General features: G+C 53.2%; 19 protein-coding genes and 1 pseudogene. 5 read left to right on the top strand and 15 right to left on the bottom strand.

Features of this window, described 5'->3' with window-relative positions; genetic code table 11:
* Positions 1–142: 142 nt before the first annotated feature.
* Together NMQ00_RS02220 and NMQ00_RS02215 are read right to left on the bottom strand one after the other, a co-directional pair.
* Positions 143–502 (bottom strand): response regulator, encoded by a 360-nt coding sequence (locus tag NMQ00_RS02220; RefSeq protein WP_255177744.1) that lies wholly within the window; start codon positions 500–502, stop codon positions 143–145.
* Between the two features lie 80 nt (positions 503–582).
* Positions 583–933 (bottom strand): YxeA family protein, encoded by a 351-nt coding sequence (locus NMQ00_RS02215; RefSeq protein ID WP_255177743.1) that lies wholly within the window; start codon positions 931–933, stop codon positions 583–585.
* 112 nt (positions 934–1,045) lie between these two features.
* On the opposite strand from NMQ00_RS02215, the gene NMQ00_RS02210 reads away from it, so the two are divergent.
* The gene (locus NMQ00_RS02210; protein ID WP_255177742.1) at positions 1,046–1,468 is read left to right on the top strand and encodes a hypothetical protein; all 423 of its coding nucleotides are present in this window, start codon (positions 1,046–1,048) and stop codon (positions 1,466–1,468) included.
* 37 nt (positions 1,469–1,505) lie between these two features.
* Here NMQ00_RS02210 and NMQ00_RS02205 read toward each other — a convergent pair whose 3' ends face one another.
* Complete coding sequence (locus NMQ00_RS02205) at positions 1,506–3,161, bottom strand: glycerol-3-phosphate dehydrogenase/oxidase (protein WP_255177741.1); 1,656 nt, start codon at positions 3,159–3,161, stop codon at positions 1,506–1,508.
* Positions 3,162–3,421: 260 nt separating this feature from the next.
* Here NMQ00_RS02205 and NMQ00_RS02200 point away from each other — a divergent pair, with 260 nt between their 5' ends.
* The 3 genes from NMQ00_RS02200 (at position 3,422) to NMQ00_RS02190 (ending at position 5,797) form a co-directional block, all read left to right on the top strand.
* Positions 3,422–4,537, top strand: a complete 1,116-nt coding sequence (locus NMQ00_RS02200) for an NADH-dependent flavin oxidoreductase (RefSeq protein WP_255177740.1) — start codon at positions 3,422–3,424, stop codon at positions 4,535–4,537.
* Positions 4,538–4,801: 264 nt separating this feature from the next.
* Positions 4,802–5,014, top strand: coding sequence for a hypothetical protein (locus tag NMQ00_RS02195; protein ID WP_255177739.1), 213 nt, complete (start codon positions 4,802–4,804; stop codon positions 5,012–5,014).
* Between the two features lie 39 nt (positions 5,015–5,053).
* A complete protein-coding gene (locus tag NMQ00_RS02190) occupies positions 5,054–5,797 on the top strand; it encodes a helix-turn-helix transcriptional regulator (RefSeq protein WP_255177738.1) in 744 nt (247 codons plus the stop codon).
* A 15-nt stretch (positions 5,798–5,812) separates the two neighbouring features.
* Here NMQ00_RS02190 and NMQ00_RS02185 read toward each other — a convergent pair whose 3' ends face one another.
* The 5 genes from NMQ00_RS02185 to NMQ00_RS02165 all read right to left on the bottom strand — a co-directional run bounded on the left by NMQ00_RS02185 (position 5,813) and on the right by NMQ00_RS02165 (position 11,072).
* Positions 5,813–6,361 carry a GNAT family N-acetyltransferase gene (locus tag NMQ00_RS02185; protein ID WP_255177737.1) on the bottom strand — a complete coding sequence of 183 codons (549 nt, stop codon included), beginning with the start codon at positions 6,359–6,361 and terminating at the stop codon, positions 5,813–5,815.
* 42 nt (positions 6,362–6,403) lie between these two features.
* A complete protein-coding gene (locus NMQ00_RS02180) occupies positions 6,404–7,234 on the bottom strand; it encodes a TVP38/TMEM64 family protein (protein WP_255177736.1) in 831 nt (276 codons plus the stop codon).
* 132 nt (positions 7,235–7,366) lie between these two features.
* Positions 7,367–8,962 carry a CTP synthase gene (locus NMQ00_RS02175; protein WP_255177735.1) on the bottom strand — a complete coding sequence of 532 codons (1,596 nt, stop codon included), beginning with the start codon at positions 8,960–8,962 and terminating at the stop codon, positions 7,367–7,369.
* 236 nt (positions 8,963–9,198) lie between these two features.
* A complete protein-coding gene (gene rpoE / locus NMQ00_RS02170) occupies positions 9,199–9,672 on the bottom strand; it encodes a DNA-directed RNA polymerase subunit delta (RefSeq protein WP_255177734.1) in 474 nt (157 codons plus the stop codon).
* An 80-nt stretch (positions 9,673–9,752) separates the two neighbouring features.
* Positions 9,753–11,072, bottom strand: coding sequence for a hypothetical protein (locus NMQ00_RS02165; RefSeq protein WP_255177733.1), 1,320 nt, complete (start codon positions 11,070–11,072; stop codon positions 9,753–9,755).
* 173 nt (positions 11,073–11,245) lie between these two features.
* Between NMQ00_RS02165 and NMQ00_RS02160 the strand changes: the two genes are divergently transcribed.
* Positions 11,246–12,544: a methyl-accepting chemotaxis protein gene (locus NMQ00_RS02160; protein WP_255177732.1), complete on the top strand. Its 1,299-nt coding sequence runs from the start codon at positions 11,246–11,248 to the stop codon at positions 12,542–12,544.
* Between the two features lie 36 nt (positions 12,545–12,580).
* Here NMQ00_RS02160 and NMQ00_RS02155 read toward each other — a convergent pair whose 3' ends face one another.
* The 7 genes and pseudogenes from NMQ00_RS02155 to NMQ00_RS02125 form a co-directional block, all read right to left on the bottom strand.
* Positions 12,581–14,710, bottom strand: a complete 2,130-nt coding sequence (locus NMQ00_RS02155; protein WP_255177731.1) for a (Fe-S)-binding protein — start codon at positions 14,708–14,710, stop codon at positions 12,581–12,583.
* 90 nt (positions 14,711–14,800) lie between these two features.
* Complete coding sequence (locus NMQ00_RS02150) at positions 14,801–15,517, bottom strand: hypothetical protein (RefSeq protein WP_255177730.1); 717 nt, start codon at positions 15,515–15,517, stop codon at positions 14,801–14,803.
* Positions 15,518–15,523: 6 nt separating this feature from the next.
* A pseudogene (locus NMQ00_RS02145) lies at positions 15,524–16,039 on the bottom strand (GNAT family N-acetyltransferase).
* 46 nt (positions 16,040–16,085) lie between these two features.
* Complete coding sequence (locus NMQ00_RS02140) at positions 16,086–16,514, bottom strand: hypothetical protein (RefSeq protein WP_255177729.1); 429 nt, start codon at positions 16,512–16,514, stop codon at positions 16,086–16,088.
* Positions 16,511–16,930, bottom strand: a complete 420-nt coding sequence (locus NMQ00_RS02135) for a YwiB family protein (protein ID WP_255177728.1) — start codon at positions 16,928–16,930, stop codon at positions 16,511–16,513. The genes NMQ00_RS02140 and NMQ00_RS02135 overlap by 4 nt, the downstream gene beginning before the upstream one ends.
* Before the next feature lie 186 nt (positions 16,931–17,116).
* On the bottom strand, positions 17,117–17,776 hold the full coding sequence (locus NMQ00_RS02130) for a Type 1 glutamine amidotransferase-like domain-containing protein (RefSeq protein WP_255177727.1): 660 nt from the start codon (positions 17,774–17,776) through the stop codon (positions 17,117–17,119).
* A 90-nt stretch (positions 17,777–17,866) separates the two neighbouring features.
* Positions 17,867–19,576, bottom strand: coding sequence for a glycoside hydrolase family 13 protein (locus NMQ00_RS02125; RefSeq protein WP_303826515.1), 1,710 nt, complete (start codon positions 19,574–19,576; stop codon positions 17,867–17,869).
* Positions 19,577–19,718 lie beyond the last annotated feature (142 nt).

Genomic DNA, 19,718 nt, shown 5'->3' with positions numbered 1-19,718 from the left:
TTCGCTATTGTGCACTTTGGGAAAAATGCCCCCCGTGCAATTCGTTCCCATTATAACACACGTCGAAACGTGTGCCTATGCTATTCGGGCATAGAAATGGCTCTGCGCAAGCGTTTACATATGTCATCTTCGTGACGAATCACTAGATTTTTAGGACTTCCTTCACTTTTTCGATCATACCGTAAATATCAAACGGCTTTTCAAATTGCGCAGTGATGCCTAGCCGTTGCGCTTCTTCAAGCGTCGATTTTTCTCCGAACGCGGTCATGATCATGACCGGGGTATCGATGTCTTGTTGGCGCATGTTGCGAAGCACCTCGTGACCGAACATGCGCGGCATGTTCATATCGAGCAATACTAAATCATATCCGTTTTGTTCGAGCTTTTCCCAGGCGCTCAGTCCGTCGTTCGCCGTGTCGACCTCAATGCCGAGGTTTTGGAACACTTGCGCCAACATCAACCGAATCCCGTCTTGGTCGTCTGCGATCAACATCCGTGACATCCATCTACCTTCTCTCCATATTTGGCAATACTCTAACCATACCAAATCCAATTTCATTTGGCGACGCGACTATTTTGAAATCAAGGCAACGGTATCGCTACCGGTTCATCGGTCTGCTCGTCCTTCAACTGGTCTGGCACTTCCGACTCGGCCACCGGTTCGTACGCGGTCACCCGTCCCTCATCTTTAACATACACTTTCAAAAAATCACCTTCAGCCAAGCGTCTCGGGTCCTGGAACGTAATCGGGCGTTTCTTTCCATCTTCGTCATACCCGATCATCTCATACGTGTATGTCGTTCCTCGATCGATCGCTTCTGAGCTCGGTACTTTCGCGTAGTAGACGTCGGCAAAGAGCCGATCCGTGTCGACGAATTTCCAACCGAGAAATAAGATGAGGACGATGCCACCGATTGTCCATGCTCGTTTCATCGTAACTCTCCCACCTTTCTCATTTCCATCTTTTTCAATACCATTGTCTCCCTATTTCTAAACACCCGGTACGCTGATATACTGAATACATGAAACGAATGGGAGTTACATTATGAAGCAATATTTGTTATACGTGTTGTTTGCCTTGGCGCTTGGAAGCATGGTCGCACTTGTGGTGAACGTCTTCGGGGAAGAACAAGAAGAGATACCGCTCGCCGCTGCTGTCGAGACCGATCTCGAGGAATTGCCGGAGACGTTCGCCGCGTTGTCCAAGACGTTCGATGAACCAATCGCAGACAGTGACGTCGCCCGCATCAAAAGGATGGCTTCTAATCCGGAATTCGACGAAGCGGACGTGCACGCGCTCGGCACAATCGATGTCATCTTCGAAGGACGCCCGACTACGCTGACACTCAAGACAGAAGTGTATCGCGAGGACGGCATATATCTTTATCTTTATTTGTTCGGCGAACCAGACGTCGTCGAGGCGCTCGACGAACGCATCATGGCGTATTATGAAGAGTTGGGCATATGAAAAGGAACCTCGCCGCGGCGAGGTTCCTTTTGTCTCGTTATTCGACCGTCACTGGGACGACGGCGAGATCGATCTCTTTCTCAACCCCGGCCCGTTCTTCAGCGAGACGAGCGTCCGACCATTTGAAGACGTCGGCCATGCAACGGAGCACGCCGTCTTTATAGTCGCGGACGAAATCGATGTCGAAGAACATCGCCCCGGTCCGTCGGACGAGGAAGTCGATGGCCCGGACGACCGATTCTTCTTCGATGCCATAGATGAGTTGGGCGTAGACAATCTCTGGAAGGTCGTACGCGTTCGTGTCCATCCGTTCGATGACACGGTCGATATTCGATCCGTACAGACGGACTAGCTGCTCGGCCTTATCGTCCTCGAGACCGAGATTTTTCAGTTCAGCCTTTTTCTTCGTCAAGAAGTCATCGAACCCTTTCGAGCCGCCGACATGGCCGCCCGACATCGGCATATGCTTCGTGCGCGAGGCGAGGAAGACGATACCTTCTTCTTGTTTGAGCAGTTTCGCCACCAAATCGACGACCGTCTCTGACATCTTGCGGTAACCAGTCAACTTCCCGCCAGCGATCGTGATGAGACCACTCTCTGACTGCCAGACCTCATCTTTCCGTGAAATCTCAGACGGGTCTTTGCCTTCTTCGTAGATGAGCGGACGGATGCCGGCCCAACTCGACTCGACGTCATCCGCCGTCACGTTCACGTCCGGGAACATATAATGGATCGCTCCTAAAATATAGTCGCGGTCCTCGGTCGTCATGCGCGGGTGAGCCTTATCCTTATCGAAGAACGTGTCCGTCGTCCCGACGTACGCTTTGCCGTCACGCGGAATCGCGAACACCATCCGTCCGTCCGGTGTATCGAAGTAAATCGCTTGCTTGAGTGGGAATTTCGATTGATCGATGACGAGGTGAATCCCTTTCGTCAAGCGGAGCATCTTCCCTTTGTTCGAGCCGTCCTGCTCGCGGAGCACGTCGACCCAAGGTCCGGTCGCGTTGATGACTTTCTTCGCATAGACGTCATACGTCTTGCCGTCGATTTGATCCTCGACGTGCACGCCGACGACTTTGCCTTGCTCGTAGATGAGACCGGTCACTTTCGAATAGTTCAAGAGGAGGGCACCGTGGTTGGCCGCCTCTTTTGCGACTTCAATCGTCATTCGAGCGTCATCAGTCCGATATTCGACGTAATAGCCGCCACCTACAAGCCCGTCTTTTTTGACGAGCGGTGCTTTTTGAATGACCTCATCCGGCTTCAACATCAACCGGCGCTCGGCGCGTTTGACGCCGGCCAAGAAGTCGTACACCATCAAGCCGACCGCGGTCGAGAGCGGTCCGAACGTACCGCCTGTATGCATCGGCAATAGCATGCGTTCCGGTGTCGTGACGTGTGGTCCGTTCTCATAGACGATGGCGCGTTCTTTTCCTACTTCGGCGACGAGTGCAATCTCGAACTGTTTCAAGTAGCGCAAGCCTCCGTGGACGAGTTTTGTCGAGCGGCTCGACGTTCCAGCCGCAAAGTCTTGCATTTCGAGCACCGCTGTCTTCATCCCACGGGATGCGGCATCGAGCGCGATACCGGCACCGGTGATCCCTCCACCGACGACGAGAACATCATGGCGTTCCCCTGTCAATTGTTCGTATCGTTTGGCACGTTCTTTCGCTGAGAAATTTCTGATTTCCATCTTGTCCCCTCCTATAATGAATCCGGTCAGACGTATATGAAAAGAGACCACAACAAAACAAGGCTTCGCCCCCCATGTCGTGGTCTCTCTGTAGTCTCCAACCGGTTATCAACTTTTCTCCTGTATTATACCCTATTCTCACGTGTTCAACCATCGACCCGCTCACGGAGTATGCAACCTGCTCCTCGGAAAGCGTCCTGCTCGCAATTTCGAAAAGAGACGACTAGACTTCAAGGTATCACCAACAAGGAGGAGTTTTTATGAAACGCATGTTACAACCTTTCCAATTCAAAAACGGCGTCGAGCTCCACAACCGGCTTGTGCTAGCGCCGATGACGCACTATTCGTCTGAACCGACGGGTGAGGTATCGGAGCACGAACTCGCTTATTACCGGAAACGGGCGAAGAACGTCGGACTTGCCATCACGGCATGTGCCTACGTGACCGAAGACGGCAAAGGGTTCCCGAACGCCTTCGGTGTGAATGACGACAAGTTCATTCCTGGGCTTCGTCAGCTCGCTGAAAGTTTGAGAGCGGAGGGCGCGAAAGCGATTCTTCAAATCTTCCATGCGGGACGCATGTCTCCTCCGGAACTCGTACCGAACGAACAACCGGTGAGCGCCAGCGCCATCGCACCGGTTCGAGAAGGGGCCGCTACGCCGCGCGCCCTTGAGACCGAAGAAGTCGAAGCCATCATCGAGGCGTTCGGCGACGCGACACGTCGTGCCATTGAGGCCGGTTTTGACGGCGTCGAGATCCACGGCGCGAACACGTATTTGATTCAACAGTTCTTCTCACCCCACTCGAACCGACGTGATGACCGCTTCGGTGGCGACGTGAACGCACGCCTCACGTTCCCTCGCGAAGTCATCCGCTCAGTGAAACGTGCGGCTGAAGGTGCAGACGATTTCTTGATCGGGTATCGCTTCTCACCTGAAGAAGTCGAAGACCCGGGCATCACGCTCGACGATACGGACGTATTGATCGACATGTTGCTCGAAGAAAATCTCGATTACCTCCACGCCTCGCTCTGGAACTTCCACATCGGATCGATGCGTAACGAGAACGTGACGGAGCGGTCAATCGACCGGATTTCTAAACGTATCAACGGTGCCGTCCCGCTCATCGGAGTTGGGCAGCTTCAACGCCCAGGTCAAGTCGAAGACGCACTGAACGTCATCGACCTCGCCGCGCTCGGCCGTGAACTCATCATCGATCCGGATTGGCTCGACAAAGTAAAAGACGACCGAGAAGATGAAATCGAGACCGAACTCGACTTGAACAAACAAGCCGAACTCGCCGTCCCGGCTCCGCTCTGGAACGCTATCACGACGCGCGCCGGCTGGTTCCCAATCAAAGACCAAGTCGTCAAATGAACCATCATCCGCAGACCCCGTGTCTGCGGTATTTTTGTTTCGGGCCAATCCGTCGAGCAGTGTGAGAAATAAGATATGCCGCAGACACAATTCTGTCACATTTTCCATCTTTTTCACCACTCCTTTCGTGTTGACCTAACTTTCCAACTTTTCACCCCCTTCGTAAGCTAAGGACAGGAATCGTTTCCTCTATGAGACTGCGGCCAAGCCTCGCTTGCGTGACGTCTGTCTGTTTGACCGTCTTTTGAAAGGGGCATATGATGTATGACGAAAAAGCCAATTGATCTCGATGCGTACAACAAACAGCTCAATCAACATCAACAGCGGACGAAACAAGTCGCTGAAACGTATCGACAAAAAAGCAAGGAACTCGAACACCACCTCGAATCATCCGCCCGTTCCCGTGAAGAAGCGCTCGCTCGCGAAATCGCCGAGTTGAAACAAGCGACCAAACGGAACGTTCCACGAAACAACTAAACGGTTCCCGATCGTACGACGAAAGAAGTGACTCATCCGGTGGAAAACAAAATCAAACGCCAATTTCTGAATCACCTTCATCGTGACAAAAACTTGTTCGATGATTTTCAGCATGTGGATAACTTTTATACGCTCGATCAGCAAATCGTCAGTGCGCTCCGCAGTGCCCATCCGATTCGGGCCGAGCAACTGCTCGAAACACTAACGCTCGACCTGCTGAAACTCCCGGTCGCGGATGAATATATGAGTGTCCGTTTCTATTACCGCGGTCTCGTCTATCATGTCATCCGCTTGATTCCGGTAGACAATCCGAACGTCCAGACCGCGCTCAATTACACGAGCGCCCTTCTCATCTTGATCGATGAGCTGACGACGACGCTCGACTTTCTCTATGCCATCCCTGTCATCGTCGACCATTTGACGAAGATGATGGCGTTCCTCTCCCCTCCCGTGTCGACGAACCCGAACGTCACGACGACCATCCATTTGATTGAGGATCACTTAAAAGAGCCTGACTTGTCGCTCCCGTGGATCGCTCAACAAATCGGGTTATCGAACAATTATTTATCGGCTCTGTTCAAACAGGAAGTCGGCGAAAGTGTACCGGAACGGATCCGGCGCCGACGCATCGACGCATCCATCGCCGATTTGCTCGGGACGACCTTGCCGATTTGTGCCATCGGCGAGAAATATTGCTTCGCCTCCTGCACGGCGTATATCAATACGTTTAAAACGTATAAACAAATGACCCCGCTCCAATATCGCCAATTGTTCCACACGTGAAAAGCGCTAAGCCTCTTATTGAGACTTAGCGCTTTCTGTCATCCATTCTTCTCGCAGCATGCCCATGCGAATCGAGTCGTAACGCACGTCATCGACGACGCGCACGTTGCGAATCCGTCCTTCGAGTTGCATGCCGACCTTCGCGGCCACCTTCATCATCCGCTCATTACCAGACCACGTCGTCAACCCGACCCGGACCGTCGGCAGCGTCTGGAACAGATGATTGACCCATAGCTTGAGCGACCGCGTGCCGATGCCGCGATTCCAACGGTCGGCTTGATGGAGGATGATGCCGACCTCGAGCCAGTTCTGGCCCGCATCCTCATAATAGAAGGAAACCGTCCCGAACACGGTCCCATCGACATCGATGACCCACATGTCGTCACGGCCGATGTGTTCGTCCGCGCTCTGACAGTACACCTCATACGGTTGTGCCCGATGTTCAAAATACGGCGCGTCCCACTTCTTGAATTCTGGTGCCTCATCCTTATACATCAGTTCCCATAACCGGTCCAAGTCGCGTACCTCAATCGGCCGAATGACTAACTCTTTATCGCGAACCATACTCTCGTCCTCTCTATCTGTGCTCTCTACTCTTTCAAGGGATCAGTTCGAATTCCCTTTTTTTCGCTTGCGCCAGACGAGCGCCAAGATGACGAGCAACAAACTCGCCGTCACCGAGACGACGGCGAACGGACTCGCACCGGTGATAAACAGTTCGCCGAGCGAGACCGAATAGGCGAGGCCGAACGACGTGACGAGCTTCGCACCGATCGCAATCAACACGAATCGCGGGAATGGCACCCGGCTGAATCCGGCCGCGAGACAGATGACCTCGTCGGGCAAAATCGGGATGATGAACAAGACGAGCAACACACCGAGACCGTATTTGTCCACGTACCGGTCATACGTCACGAGCTTACCGGCGTCGATAAGCCGCATGACCCGCTCCCGTCCGAACCGAGCCAGCCCATACATGACGAGGATGCCGAGCGTCGTCGCGACGCTTCCAATCAAGGCCGCCCGCAGCGGCCCAAGGGCGACACTGCCGATTGGCACACTGACCGCCTCCGGGACCGGGAGCGCGATCGGTTGTAAGAAACTGAACGCGGCGAATAGCCACATCGCCTGGTCCTCGTACTGTTCGAGCAACCGCTCGAGCCCGTATGAGTCATATAAGACGAGCCCGAATGAGACATAATACACGAAGACGAACAAGAGGAACAACGTGAACGTGACTTTGAGCATCTGTTTCAAATACGTATTCGAGCCTTCGCGAATCGACCGCAAGAGACCGATCGAGAGCGCGAGCAACACGATCCCGGTCCATCCGAGTTGATAAGGGAGCAATAGCGTCGGCAAGACGACGAACGGCAACAGGCTGAGCGTGACGAGCGCCGCCCCATATCCGATATACACCATCATTCGTTTCTGCATGTCGCATCGCCCTCTCCCCGTTCTACTCTTAGTGTACCCGGATTTTGAGCAACATGTATCCACCTGAAGCTGTTGCGGGTATCAGCCTTTTGCCCGAGAAAAAAGTCACAGTCATAGACTGTGACCTGCCACTCATTCGCCGAGTGAAGCTTGGATGAAATCGTGGAACAAGCGTTGCGGACGCTCTGGGCGCGAAATGAGTTCTGGGTGGAACTGTGACGCGACGAACCACTTGTGCTCTGGAATCTCGATGATCTCGACGAGACGGCCGTCCGGGCTCGTTCCTGAGAACTTGAACCCTTCCGCTTCGAACGCCTCACGGTACTCGTTGTTGAACTCGTAACGGTGACGATGGCGCTCATAGACGAGCTCTTGGTTGTAAGCGGCGTGCGCTTTCGTGCCTGGCTCGAGCTTACATGGGTAGAGGCCGAGACGAAGTGTGCCGCCGAGGTCCTCGATATCTTTTTGCTCTGGGAGAAGATCGATAATCGGATAGTCCGTCGTTGGATCGATTTCCGCCGAGTGGGCGCCATCGAGCTTCAAGACGTTACGAGCGAACTCGACCGTCGCGAGCTGCATGCCGAGGCAAATCCCGAAGAATGGGACGTTGTTCTCACGGGCATAACGTGTCGCTTCGATTTTCCCTTCGATTCCGCGTTCTCCGAATCCGCCTGGGACGAGAATCCCATCAGCATCACCGAGAATCGTCTCGACGTTTTCCGGCGTCACCTCTTCGGCGTTTACCCAGTCGATGTCGATGTCGGCGTTGAAGGCGTAACCCGCGTGTTTGAGCGATTCCGCGACCGAGATGTACGCGTCACGAAGTTCGACGTATTTCCCGACGAGGGCGATCTTCACTTTCTTCTCGAGGTGCGTGACCGTGTGGACGAGCTCTTTCCAAGCCGTCATATCCGCAGCTGGCGTGTTGAAGCCGAAGTAGTCGTTGACGAGTTGGTCCATCCCTTGTTTTTGAAGGTTGAGCGGCACTTCGTAAAGTGTCGACGCATCTTGCGCCTCGATGACCGCTTCTTTGCGCGTGTCACAGAACAAGGCGATCTTTTCACGCATATCTTCCGGGATGTCGTGCTCGGTACGGAGGACGATGATATCCGGTTGAATCCCGTAACTACGAAGCTCTTTGACGCTGTGTTGCGTCGGTTTCGTCTTCATCTCACCGGCAGCGCGAAGGTAAGGGACGAGCGTACAGTGGACGTACATGACGTTCTCTTTACCGATGTCGTTCTTCACTTGACGAATGGCCTCAATGAACGGAAGCGACTCGATGTCCCCGACTGTTCCACCAATCTCTGTGATGACGACATCTGCGTTCGTCTCGCGACCGGCGCGGAAGACGCGGTCTTTAATCTCGTTCGTGATGTGCGGGATGACTTGGACCGTTCCCCCGTTATAATCGCCACGGCGTTCTTTTTTCAAGACCGTCGAGTAGATGCGACCTGATGTCACGTTGGCGTTTTGCGACAAGTTGATGTCGATGAAGCGCTCGTAGTGACCGAGGTCAAGGTCTGTCTCGGCGCCGTCATCTGTGACAAACACCTCGCCGTGCTGGTACGGGCTCATTGTCCCTGGGTCGATATTGATATATGGGTCAAACTTTTGAATCGTCACGTTCAAACCTCGGTTTTTGAGTAGACGTGCGAGTGAAGCGGCTGTGATCCCTTTACCGAGTGAAGATACTACCCCACCTGTTACGAAAATATACTTTGTCATCATCATTCTCCTCTCTTGAATGCCACAACGGGAAACGAAAAAACAAAAAAAGCAAAAGTGCCCCCACTGAAATGGAGGACACTTTTGCTGCATCGTTACGTGCTAAACTAGCCCATGACTAATTTACGTCAGAGACGATGCAGTCGTCAAGTCATTATTTTTTCTTTTTTTGAAACTGTCAAAAAAGAAAAAGAGACACGCCTAGCCGGGACAAATGCCCGGCTTTTTGCGGTCTCTTATAAATCATCCTCATCTTCAAGGTCGAGGTCGTCGTCCAAGTCTTCGTCCTCGTCAAGGCCTTCCACTTTTTCGGCTGCGTCCTCGGCATCGAACTCAGATGCGTCAAAATCTTCACCTTTTGCAAAGACGTCAAGGTCGTCTTCAATGTCGACGATGCCTTCATCCGTCTCATCGATCTCTTCTTCGAACTCATCGAGCTCACCACGTTGGCGTGCTTCGATGACGAGATCTTCGTCTGACTTATCGAACGGATACCAAACACGAAGCGCCCAACGGTTAGCTCCCAAGTTGACGAATAGTCCGTCGATGTTCATGTCTGTGTAGAGTTGCGCGATTTTCTCGAGCTCTTCCTCTTCACTCGCGAACGTATAGTTTTGTCTGATCTGCTCACGGATCTCATCAAATGAAACTGGTTGCTCGCCAGTCTTTTGAAGAATTTCGTAAACGAAATCGATCAACGATTTATTCATTAAAGGACACTCCTTTTCCGTCACTAGTTAAACATCACTCCTCATTATAAACAAAACCGATATGAAAAAGCTAGAGGAAATTATTTTGATGTTTTAACGGTTTTTTGGATACGAAACCAGTAGAGCGTGATCAATCCAACGTTGAACAACCAGGTCAGACCGAGCACACCGACCATCCAGTCGCGCGGGATTTGAAAGGACAACTCGGCATTGACCGACTGGCCGACGTAGAGACCATATCCTAATAGTCCGACCATGAGCGCCGAGTAGGCGACGACCATCCCGAATCGTTTCCATAGTTGCAACAGCAAGGAAGCGAATTCTTTGTTCTCTCCATATGACGTATATAGATAGACGTGACTCGCACTCGCATACATCGTCTGGACATACCCGCTCACAAACAAGACCGGGATGAACACGAGTGGCTCGAAGAATCCAAGAAAAAATAGCAGTGAAGAAACGAACAGGACAAGGTATGGATGGCGCGCCAAATCGAACACACGGCTCAATAAAACCCAGCCGATGACGCCTGCTATGAAGGGAATGAACACATAGAACAAGAGCACTTGAAACGAGTACAAGGCCAGGCTGACGAACACGGCGCCAATCAACGTCCAGCCGCCGAACAAACCGACGACGAATGAGAGCAACTGGACTTGCCGCGTCCGGGTCGCGCTGACATACGCCCTTGTCCGCTCTTGAAACAATACCCAGCCGACGTACCCGAGCAGAACAATCATCAACAAAAAGATTTCTACGTATCCTCTCACCCCTTCCAACAGGCTGAGAAGGCGGCTCACCAACGTGAACACGGTGACGGCGATGAAGGCACGCACGAACTTCCCCGTCTCCCACGTCCACGTCGCCGTTCTCTCGAGCGGCAACTTTCTGACGAACAACCATGGAAGAACGAGACTGAAGAGGAATAGAAGGACGGCCCCATTATACGATTGCGTCAGGATATAGGAGAAGGCGACAATCCAAGCAATGAGCATGAGCACAAGAGGTAACGAACTCCCTTTCTCATCTGACGGTTGTTTTGGTGCCGACAATTCGCTTAGCTGTGACAGAATCGTCGTCATAATCGACCCAACGCCAATCGAGCCGACCCCGACTAAAAATGCGCTCACTTCGATGGCCCAAGCAAACGGCAACAAGAAGCAGATGAGTCCAACGACCAATACCGCTAGCGCGAGTAAAAATGTCTGCTTCGACCCAAGCCGACCGATGACGTATACCCATAACAATAGTCCCGACATGCTCGCGACATAGAAGATCAAGAACGGAATCAAGCCTCCGACACCCTCCTCGACCGCCATGATGGACAGAAACAAAATTTGAGGCAAGATTTGACTGCTAAGGGCACTGACAATCGTCAACAACACAATTGAGTTTTTCACAAAGCACACCCCTCTTTCCTTAAAAATGGCCCAACTGCTCTCCTTTCCTTCTTTCCCGCTCTCTTCCATTCGAGAACCTCTCGAATCGCACATCAGTTTCTCAGTTTTTTCACATTTTGGCCGATATAGAATAGAACGCTATTTTAGCTGTATGAGAAAAAGGAGACTGAAACATGGCACTGTTCCGTAAAACGAAACCTACCGCCTATGCCGCGTCCATCGGCTTCCCTGATGTGACGACAATCGCGCAACCGACCGACCCTAAGTTGAACGGACGGGCGCACTATATGGGCTATACGTCGTTGCAAGTGAAGCGACTACAAGATATGGCACCACTCGTCGAGTCGGTGTTGGACGATGTCCTTGAAAATGTGCTCGACCACTTGATGCTCCAACCCGAGATGGTCAAAATCGCCAACGCCTCGTCGACACGTGAGCGACTTAAAAAAGTTTTCGCTGACTACTTCCGGAGCCTGTTGACCGGGAACATCGATGAAAAGTTCCTGGCCATGCGCAAGCGGATGGGCCAGACGCATCACCACTTCTCAGTACCGGTCGTTTGGTTCCTCGCGACGTATTCCGCCTTCAATACGTTGCTCATCCCAAAAATCGTCGAGGCGTATCAACATGACCCGGCCGCGATGACCGAGTCGCTCCTCGCGTTGTCCCACGCGATGAACTTGGACGCCCAAATCGTCACCGAGCAGTACGTCGATGCGCGGCTCGATGAAATCGAATCGGCGAACGTCGCCCGAGCGACGCTACTCCACGACGTCAGCCGCGTCAGCACGGAAGTCGCGACGACGATGGAACAGACCGGTCACGCCATGTCCGAGACGAGCAAACGCGCCCATCAAGTGTTGTCCGAGACCGAGCAGACGGAGAAGATGAGTCGTCACTTGATGAGCTTGACGCAGACGAACGGCGAGCAAATCGAACAGATGGAGACCGAGTTCAAGCAATCGGCAACGTACGTCGATGCCTCACTCGACCGCATCACCGCCCTCAAGGACGGTTCGCAAGACATCGTCAGCATGACCCGCAGCATCGAACAGATTGCCAATCAGACGAACTTGCTCGCGTTGAACGCATCGATCGAAGCGGCCCGGGCTGGTGAACACGGTAAAGGTTTCGCCGTCGTTGCGACTGAAGTAAGAACGCTCGCCGAAAACGCCAAGCAGCTGAGCAGTCAAATCAACGTCCTCATCCACGAGAACGAGACGAACATCGCCGCCCTGCTCGATCAGATGGGTCAGATGCATCGGACGAACGACGAAGCGATGCGCCAACTCGGCGCCGTCAAAGTCGGTTTCTCGACCGTCAAAGACGAGATGGGCAACTACGTCCTGTCGTTCGAACGGAACAAACAAGACCTCGGTCAAATGGTCGAGACGATTTCGGCCATCAACGAGACGACGCAAGGACTATCGCACTTGACGTCTTCCTTACTGGCAACTTCGGAGATGCGTTAAACGAACAAGGCACGGTCCGCGGACCGTGCCTTGTTTTTATTGGACAATCGGTTCTGGTACTTCGAGCGGAGCGAGGGAGCGATCGAGCAACTCGACGACGTCGAACGTGCCGACCGTCTCATCGACCTCTTTCGCTTTCGTCCCGTCTGAGAGCATCGTCAAGCAGTACGGACACGCCGAACCGATAACCGTCGGCTTCGTTTCGAGCAACTGCTCGGTCCGGGCCACGTTGACGCGCGTCCCGACTTTCTCTTCTTGCCACATGAGACCGCCGCCGGCCCCGCAGCACATACCGTTCTCACGGTTCCGTTCCGCCTCGACGAGCTCGACACCTGGGATGCGTTCCAAGACGAAGCGCGGTGCGTCATAAATGCCGTTATAGCGCCCGAGGTAGCACGAGTCGTGATAGACGACGCGCTCGTTCACGGAGAAGTCCGGCTTGACCCGGCCCGTATCGAGCAGCTCGGCGAGGAGCTCCGTATGGTGATACACCTTCACACCCGTAAGCCCGAAGTCCGGATACTCGTTTTTGAACGTGTTATACGCGTGCGGGTCGACCGTGACGATTTTCGTGACCCCATACTTCTCAAACTGTTTGATGTTCGCCTCGGCGAGCTCTTGGAACAACAGCTCGTTCCCGATGCGGCGTGGTGTATCCCCTGAGTTCTTCTCTTCATTCCCGAGGATGGCGAACGAGACACCGGCTTTGTTCAAGACGCTCGCAAAGCTTTGGGCGACTTTTTGGCTACGGCTATCGTATGAGCCCATCGCCCCGACCCAGAAGAGGAATTCGAACTCTTCGCCTGCCTTCTTCTTCTCTTTCGCCGTCGGGATGACAAGCTCTTCCCGGTCTTTGCGCCAGTTCTCGCGCTCTTTCCGGTTCATCCCCCACGGGTTGCCTTGACGCTCGATGTTGGCGACCGTACGCTGTGCCTCTGGATCCATCTTCCCTTCCATCATGACGAGATAACGACGAAGGTCGATGATCTTGTCGACGTGCTCGTTCATGACCGGGCATTGGTCTTCACAGTTGCGGCACGTCGTACATGCCCAAATCTCTTCTTCGGTGATGACGTTGCCGATCAACTCGTCAGCGACGAGCATGTTTCCATTCATTGCCGCGGCCGCAATCTCGGCCCCTTGCGTGTTTTGGAACATGAGTGCCGGCGCCCACGGGGATTTCCGCGTGATGGCGGCCCCTTTCATGTTCATATGGTCGCGCAGTTTGACGATGAGGTCCATCGGCGACAACATCTTTCCGGTCCCGGTCGCCGGGCAGACGTTCGTACAGCGTCCGCACTCGACACAGGCGTAGAGATCGACGAGTTGTTTTTGATTGAAGTCTTCGATTTTATTAACGCCGAATACGATTTCTTCATCCGACTCCTCGGCCTCTTCCATCGCTGAGAAGTCGACCGGCGCGAGACGACCGACTTGGTGCGTCCGTCCGAGCCAGACGTTGAGCGTCCCGGCGATCAAGTGGGCATGCTTGCCTTGCGGGATATAGATCATGAAGCTGAGCAAGAACAAGAGGTGGAGCCACCAGAAGACGACGAACAAGGCGAAGGCGACGCCGCCCGGTACCCAAGCGAACGCCGAACCGATAAGTGTCGCGACCGGTTCGCCCCACATCGGGAGTTCTTCCTTATAAACGAGGTAGAACCCGTTACCGAACAAGACCGAAACCATCAACCCACCGATGAAGATGAGGGCGAGACCGGCCAGGAAGTTTCGTTTCAAGCGCACGAGTTTCTCAACGTAACGGCGGTAGAATCCCCAAACGACCGCGACAAGAATCATGAGCATGACGATTTCTTGCATGAACGTGAAAATCGGATAGAGCGGACCGAGCGGGATGTGCGGGAAACGCGTCCCGACGGCGAGTCCTTTCCAGATGAAGTCGATGGCCCCGAACTGAACGAGGATAAACCCATAGAACATCATGACGTGAATAATGCCGCTCTTCTTGTCTTTCAACAATTTCTTTTGGCCGAACACGTTGATCATAACCTGTTCGAGCCGTTCTTTATTCGTTTGGCTCCACTCTGCCTGTTTCCCGAGCTTGATGAACGTATAGCGCTGGTACACCAGCGATGCGAACAAATATAGTCCATAGCCGAGGACAAGCAAGAATAGAATCCAGTTGACGATTAAAAATGTAGACATCCCCAAAACTCCCCCTTATGAAAACGGATTCAATCTTGAGTTTAGTATATCAAACAATGAATGAACAGTCATTCATTTTTGTTGGAGGGATTAAAAATTGAGCACATGCTTTAAGAATAAGAGGATGCCGCCATACCCGACGACGGCGAGGACGAACGTTCGGAAGTGGAGGTTACGGTCAGCCGGGAGCTCGAATTTGACGATGTTCAGAATCATCGCCCCGGCGACGAACGCGAACAAAATCGCCTCGACGTGAGAGGCGAGGTCGATAAAGCGGGAGAAGAACCCGCCGGCAAGAATCCCACCGCTCAATAAATAGCGCCCTTGTCGGATATAGCGTTCCCCGTAGTGGCGATAGAGGTCGTGGCCGACGGCGAGGAAATGAACGCCGAGCGCCGTCGCGTAAAAGCTGCGGGCGACGAATGTGACCGAGGAGGCGGTGACGACATACGCCGAGACTGACATGTATGCCGTCAAGAGCATCACTTGGAGCCAATACGACACGTTCTGGTCGATCGTCTCGTCTTTAAAATACGGCGTCCGGACGACACGCATCGTCCCGTAAAAGACGGTGAAACCGAGCAGACTGATGACGTAAATCTCCGACGGCAAGGCGAGGTCGAGCCACTCGACCCGGAGCGTGTCTTGTCGCTTGTTGAGCGACGGCAATACATACATGAAAAAGTACGTGATGGCGATCCCGCTCGAAAACGAGAACCATTTTTGAGATGGCACTCGGTCTCGCGGAAACAGATAGATTCCGAAAAAATTGATGAGCGCCAAATAGATCACGATCCAGTTCGCCATCTCGTATCACCCTTTCAGTTCAATCCAAAACCGCTCGACGATTTTCCCGCCTTCCGCTGTGAACGGTGTATCCGGTACTCCTCCGTTATTCAAGATGACTTGGCGTGACGCTACGTTCGTCCGATCGCATGTGATCAACGCCCGTTCGATGCCGAGCTCCTTCGCCTTGTCGAGCGCGAGTTCGAGCTGTTTCGTCGCGAGACCGCGTCCGCGGGCACTCGGTTTGATGCCATAGCCGATGTGTCCCCCAAAGTTGAGCAAGTGTTCGTTCAATTCGTGACGAATATTCGCCGCCCCGAGCAACTAGTCCCCGTCCGTCAGCCAATACGTCGTGCTCGGTACCCAACTGACGTTGTTCACCCGTGACTCTTTATCACGAATCTGTTGGACGTACGTCGCGAAGTCAGAAGCGTCACGGTCGATGGCGTTCGGGACGATCGTCTCTTCCTGCTCTCGCCACTCCTTCAAAAAATCGAGCACTTGCCCTTGTTGCACCATCGTTGTTTTGATGAGCCGTAACATCGAATCCCTCCCTATTTCTATGTATGAAAAAGACCGCAATGCGGCCTTAGTCTTCGAGTCCTAATCGTTTTGGCATCTGCGGGGCGAGCCCGCGTGCTTCTTCTAACCGGCCTGCCTCGACGAGCGTATGGAACCGTAAAAATTCCTCATGCGCCGCGTCACCGATGGCGGCCAAGTAGTCGATGTAACGCTCATACACCGATTTGTCTTCCGGTCGCGCTTCAATCAAGGCAATATAGAGCCGGACCGTGTCTTCACCGTAAAGGAGGGGGAACTCATCGTTCAATTGAAGCAATTTATCGACCGAGTCCATATCGACGCCGGTCTCGTTATCGTAATGCCCGACGACCTGCTCGGCGTGGTCCTCGAGGCGTCCGCGCCACTCTTCATACTCGTCCTCGTTCGTCTCAAGCATCTCGAACCAATCTTCGTTCAACATCTCTTCAATCTTTCTCACGCGTTCTGCAAAGTTCATGCTTCGTCTCCTCCTTCAAACGTCCAAGTGACGTCGACTTCATAGCTACCCGCCAAGTCGTCGTTCATCGATAACTCATAGGCGAAGCGGCAACGGCCGTCGGCGACATCGAGCCGCTCCGTCGTCGTCGCCATCGTCATGGACATGTATGGGTTTTTATATAGGCTTTGGGTCAAACGCCCCTCGATAAAGGAATGATTCATCTCGATCGGTCCTTTACAGATGAGCGCGAGCCGGCCTGTCGTATATTTGATTGTCGTTGGGACGACGCCATCTTCCCGTTCTTGGTCGAACGTGATGATGAAGCCGGTCTTCAATTCATAATAGAGCCCGTCGGCTTGCAGCTCGATCGGTTCCGCGATTTCACTGATCGTCGTCTTTTGGCGCACACGTACGCGTTTCGGTTCAATTGCCATGGTGATTCCCCTTTCCGCTGTCCCATCGTACCATATCTCGTGAACGGTCCGGAATCGCTAACTTTTTCTTTCCCGGTTCGCAGGCGCTTCACACGTCATGCGCGATCAATTTTACGTGATGCGAATGCCAGGAGTCCAGCTCAAGAAAACGACCACGGATGTGATGATCTGCGGCCGTTCGTTCCTTTAAAATTTCAGCCAATGCCCCTCCGAAATCACGTCGACTTGTCCGTCGACGACTCGAATCGCCGTCTCATCGTCGATAGCATAGCTCGGGCCAGTCAACATTCCTGCCCATTCGGTCGCATGCTTGGACGTGTTCTCCGGCAACATCTCATGATCGAGGTGAGGGAAAATCGAGAAATCGACATACCCCAATGTCTCATCTCTCTGCTCGCCCGGTGCCTGCCAACCGACAAACGCCTCCCCGATTCGCGGGGTCATGACCATGCTGCCGGCGCTCAAACCGACATAGACGCCACCCCAATCCGGCAACAGCTGCGCGACGCCAGACTGCTTCATCCAATAATGCAAGAACAACGGGTCACCTCCGTTGACCAACAGTACGTCGGCCTCGTCGAACGCCGGTCTCCAAACCGCTTCATCGAGGCTTGGCAACGCGCTCAATTCGAGAACCCCAATCGACTTCCAGCCTAACTCACACATCGGCGTCGAAGAATCACCGTTGAAAAAGTTCCATGCATGCTTCGTCCCACCTGGTAGCGCGTAAATCGCGGTCGGGATACAGAGGGCGTTACACTCCTCAATCGGTCTCCCTAGCAACTCGAGCAACGATTGTTTGATTCGTTCATTTTTGATACCTGCCGATGTCAGTAATAATCTCAATCCAATCCCCTCCTCATCTTCTATATGAATTCGTGTTCCCTCGTCATTTCCCTGTGCGCAAAAAAAGACAGGGAATGCCCCTGTCTTGGATTAACTCATTTTATAGACGCGTCCCTCGAACGGCTTCAAGTGGACGAGTGTCGTCTCTTCATGCGGCTCGAGCGGCATATTTTTCAAGACGACGTCTTCCGAGCGAAGCGTGAGCTCCGTCGCAAAGATGGCTTCTTTCCCCGTCAAGTTCGTCATGACGAGGTATTGCGAGTCCCCGAGCGTGCGCGTGTATGCGTAAATCTCCGGGTGCTCCGGCAAGACGATGTCATACGTCCCGTAAACGAACGTCTCGTCTTGCTTACGGAGACGAATCATCTCTTTATAGAAATTGAGAATCGAGTCGTCGTCTTCGAGCTGGGCGTCGACGTTGATATCCGTGTAGTTCGGGTTGATGCCGAACCAAGGCGTCTCGGCGAACGTGAAGCCCGCGTTCGGAGCGTCGCTCCACTGCATCGGCGTGCGCGTGTTGTCCCGTGACGAGTTCCATGTAATGTCCATCATCTCTTCGTGGCTCTTGCCATGTTCGAGACCGATGTAATAGCGGTTGCGCGTCGCAATATCGTCGTACTGGTCAATCGAGTCGAACTTCACGTTCGTCATGCCGATCTCTTGTCCTTGATAGATGAACGGCGTCCCTTGCATGAGAAAATACATCATCGCGATCGATTTCGCGCTCTCTTTCCAATAGCGCTCGTCGTCACCCCATGACGACACGGTCCGCGTCTGGTCGTGGTTCTCGACGTAGAGGGCGTTCCAGCCGTCTGCTTCAAGGCCTTTCTGCCATTTCGTGAGGACGTTCTTCAAGTGGACGACGTCGAGCTTCGACTCGGCGTCTTCGCGCCAAAGTCCCATGTGTTCGAATTGGAACACCATGTTCATCTTGCCTTCCTGCTCGCCGACCCACAGGTGGGCGTCGTCAGGCGACACGCCGTTCGCTTCCCCGACCGTCATAATGTCGTGCTTATTGAACGTCTCATCGCGAAGTTCTTCCAAGTAACCATGAATCCCGTCGACGTTCATATGCATCTCGAACGACGGCACGAAGTCGAGACCTTCCGGGTTCGGCAAATCGCCGAACGATGGGTGTTTGCGGATGTGACTGATCGCATCGACACGGAAACCGTCGATGCCTTTATCGAGCCACCAGTTGATCATGTTGTAGATGGTCCGGCGCATCTCGGCGTTCTCCCAGTTGAGGTCCGGCTGTTTCTTTGAGAAGACGTGCAAGAAATATTGCTCCGTCGTCTCGTCGAACTCCCAAGCCGACCCGCCGAAGATCGACTCCCAGTTGTTCGGTTTCGAGCCGTCGGGCTTACCGTCGCGCCAAATGTACCAGTCTCGTTTCGGGTTGTCTTTTGAGCTCTTCGACTCGATGAACCACGGGTGCTCATCCGACGTATGGTTGACGACGAGGTCTAAGAGCAGCTTCATGCCGCGCGCATGGACTTCTGTCAACAGACGGTCGAAGTCTTCCATCGTCCCGAACTCGTCCATGATGTCTTGATAGTCGCTAATGTCGTAGCCGTTGTCATCGTTCGGTGATTTATACATCGGGCAAATCCAGATGACGTCGACGCCGAGGTCTTTCAAGTAATCGAGTTTATCGATGATTCCTTGAATGTCGCCGATCCCGTCCCCGTTCGCATCGTAAAAACTGCGCGGGTAGATTTGATAAGCGACGGCTTCTTTCCACCAGTTTCGTTTCAGTGTTTTCGTTTGTGTGTGTTGGTCACGTTGTAAAAGTTGCATGTGTCAATGATACTCCCTTGTCCCTAAACTCACTGCGCATCCTATATACTAATATCAGTGCTGTTGTCTCTTCATCTCGTTAGCGCAATCGTTTGCACGATTGCAGTAAGTTTATCTTACCAAAAATCATTCCACGACACAA

This window comes from Exiguobacterium aurantiacum, from assembly GCF_024362205.1.
GTDB classification, from domain to species: domain Bacteria; phylum Bacillota; class Bacilli; order Exiguobacteriales; family Exiguobacteriaceae; genus Exiguobacterium; species Exiguobacterium aurantiacum_B.
Note: the sequence above shows the minus strand (reverse complement) of the source record. Positions and strands in the feature narration are given on the sequence as shown.

Coding starts and splice junctions, on each gene's coding strand:
- NMQ00_RS02215 (WP_255177743.1), bottom strand. CDS start 933: ATGAAACGAGCATGGACAATCGGTGGCATCGTCCTCATCTTATTTCTC.
- NMQ00_RS02195 (WP_255177739.1), top strand. CDS start 4,802: ATGACGAAAAAGCCAATTGATCTCGATGCGTACAACAAACAGCTCAAT.
- NMQ00_RS02125 (WP_303826515.1), bottom strand. CDS start 19,576: ATGCAACTTTTACAACGTGACCAACACACACAAACGAAAACACTGAAA.
- NMQ00_RS02220 (WP_255177744.1), bottom strand. CDS start 502: ATGTCACGGATGTTGATCGCAGACGACCAAGACGGGATTCGGTTGATG.
- NMQ00_RS02185 (WP_255177737.1), bottom strand. CDS start 6,361: ATGGTTCGCGATAAAGAGTTAGTCATTCGGCCGATTGAGGTACGCGAC.
- NMQ00_RS02180 (WP_255177736.1), bottom strand. CDS start 7,234: ATGCAGAAACGAATGATGGTGTATATCGGATATGGGGCGGCGCTCGTC.
- NMQ00_RS02155 (WP_255177731.1), bottom strand. CDS start 14,710: ATGTCTACATTTTTAATCGTCAACTGGATTCTATTCTTGCTTGTCCTC.
- NMQ00_RS02150 (WP_255177730.1), bottom strand. CDS start 15,517: ATGGCGAACTGGATCGTGATCTATTTGGCGCTCATCAATTTTTTCGGA.
- NMQ00_RS02140 (WP_255177729.1), bottom strand. CDS start 16,514: ATGAACTTTGCAGAACGCGTGAGAAAGATTGAAGAGATGTTGAACGAA.
- NMQ00_RS02160 (WP_255177732.1), top strand. CDS start 11,246: ATGGCACTGTTCCGTAAAACGAAACCTACCGCCTATGCCGCGTCCATC.
- NMQ00_RS02205 (WP_255177741.1), bottom strand. CDS start 3,161: ATGGAAATCAGAAATTTCTCAGCGAAAGAACGTGCCAAACGATACGAA.
- NMQ00_RS02135 (WP_255177728.1), bottom strand. CDS start 16,930: ATGGCAATTGAACCGAAACGCGTACGTGTGCGCCAAAAGACGACGATC.
- NMQ00_RS02210 (WP_255177742.1), top strand. CDS start 1,046: ATGAAGCAATATTTGTTATACGTGTTGTTTGCCTTGGCGCTTGGAAGC.
- rpoE (WP_255177734.1), bottom strand. CDS start 9,672: ATGAATAAATCGTTGATCGATTTCGTTTACGAAATTCTTCAAAAGACT.
- NMQ00_RS02200 (WP_255177740.1), top strand. CDS start 3,422: ATGAAACGCATGTTACAACCTTTCCAATTCAAAAACGGCGTCGAGCTC.
- NMQ00_RS02175 (WP_255177735.1), bottom strand. CDS start 8,962: ATGACAAAGTATATTTTCGTAACAGGTGGGGTAGTATCTTCACTCGGT.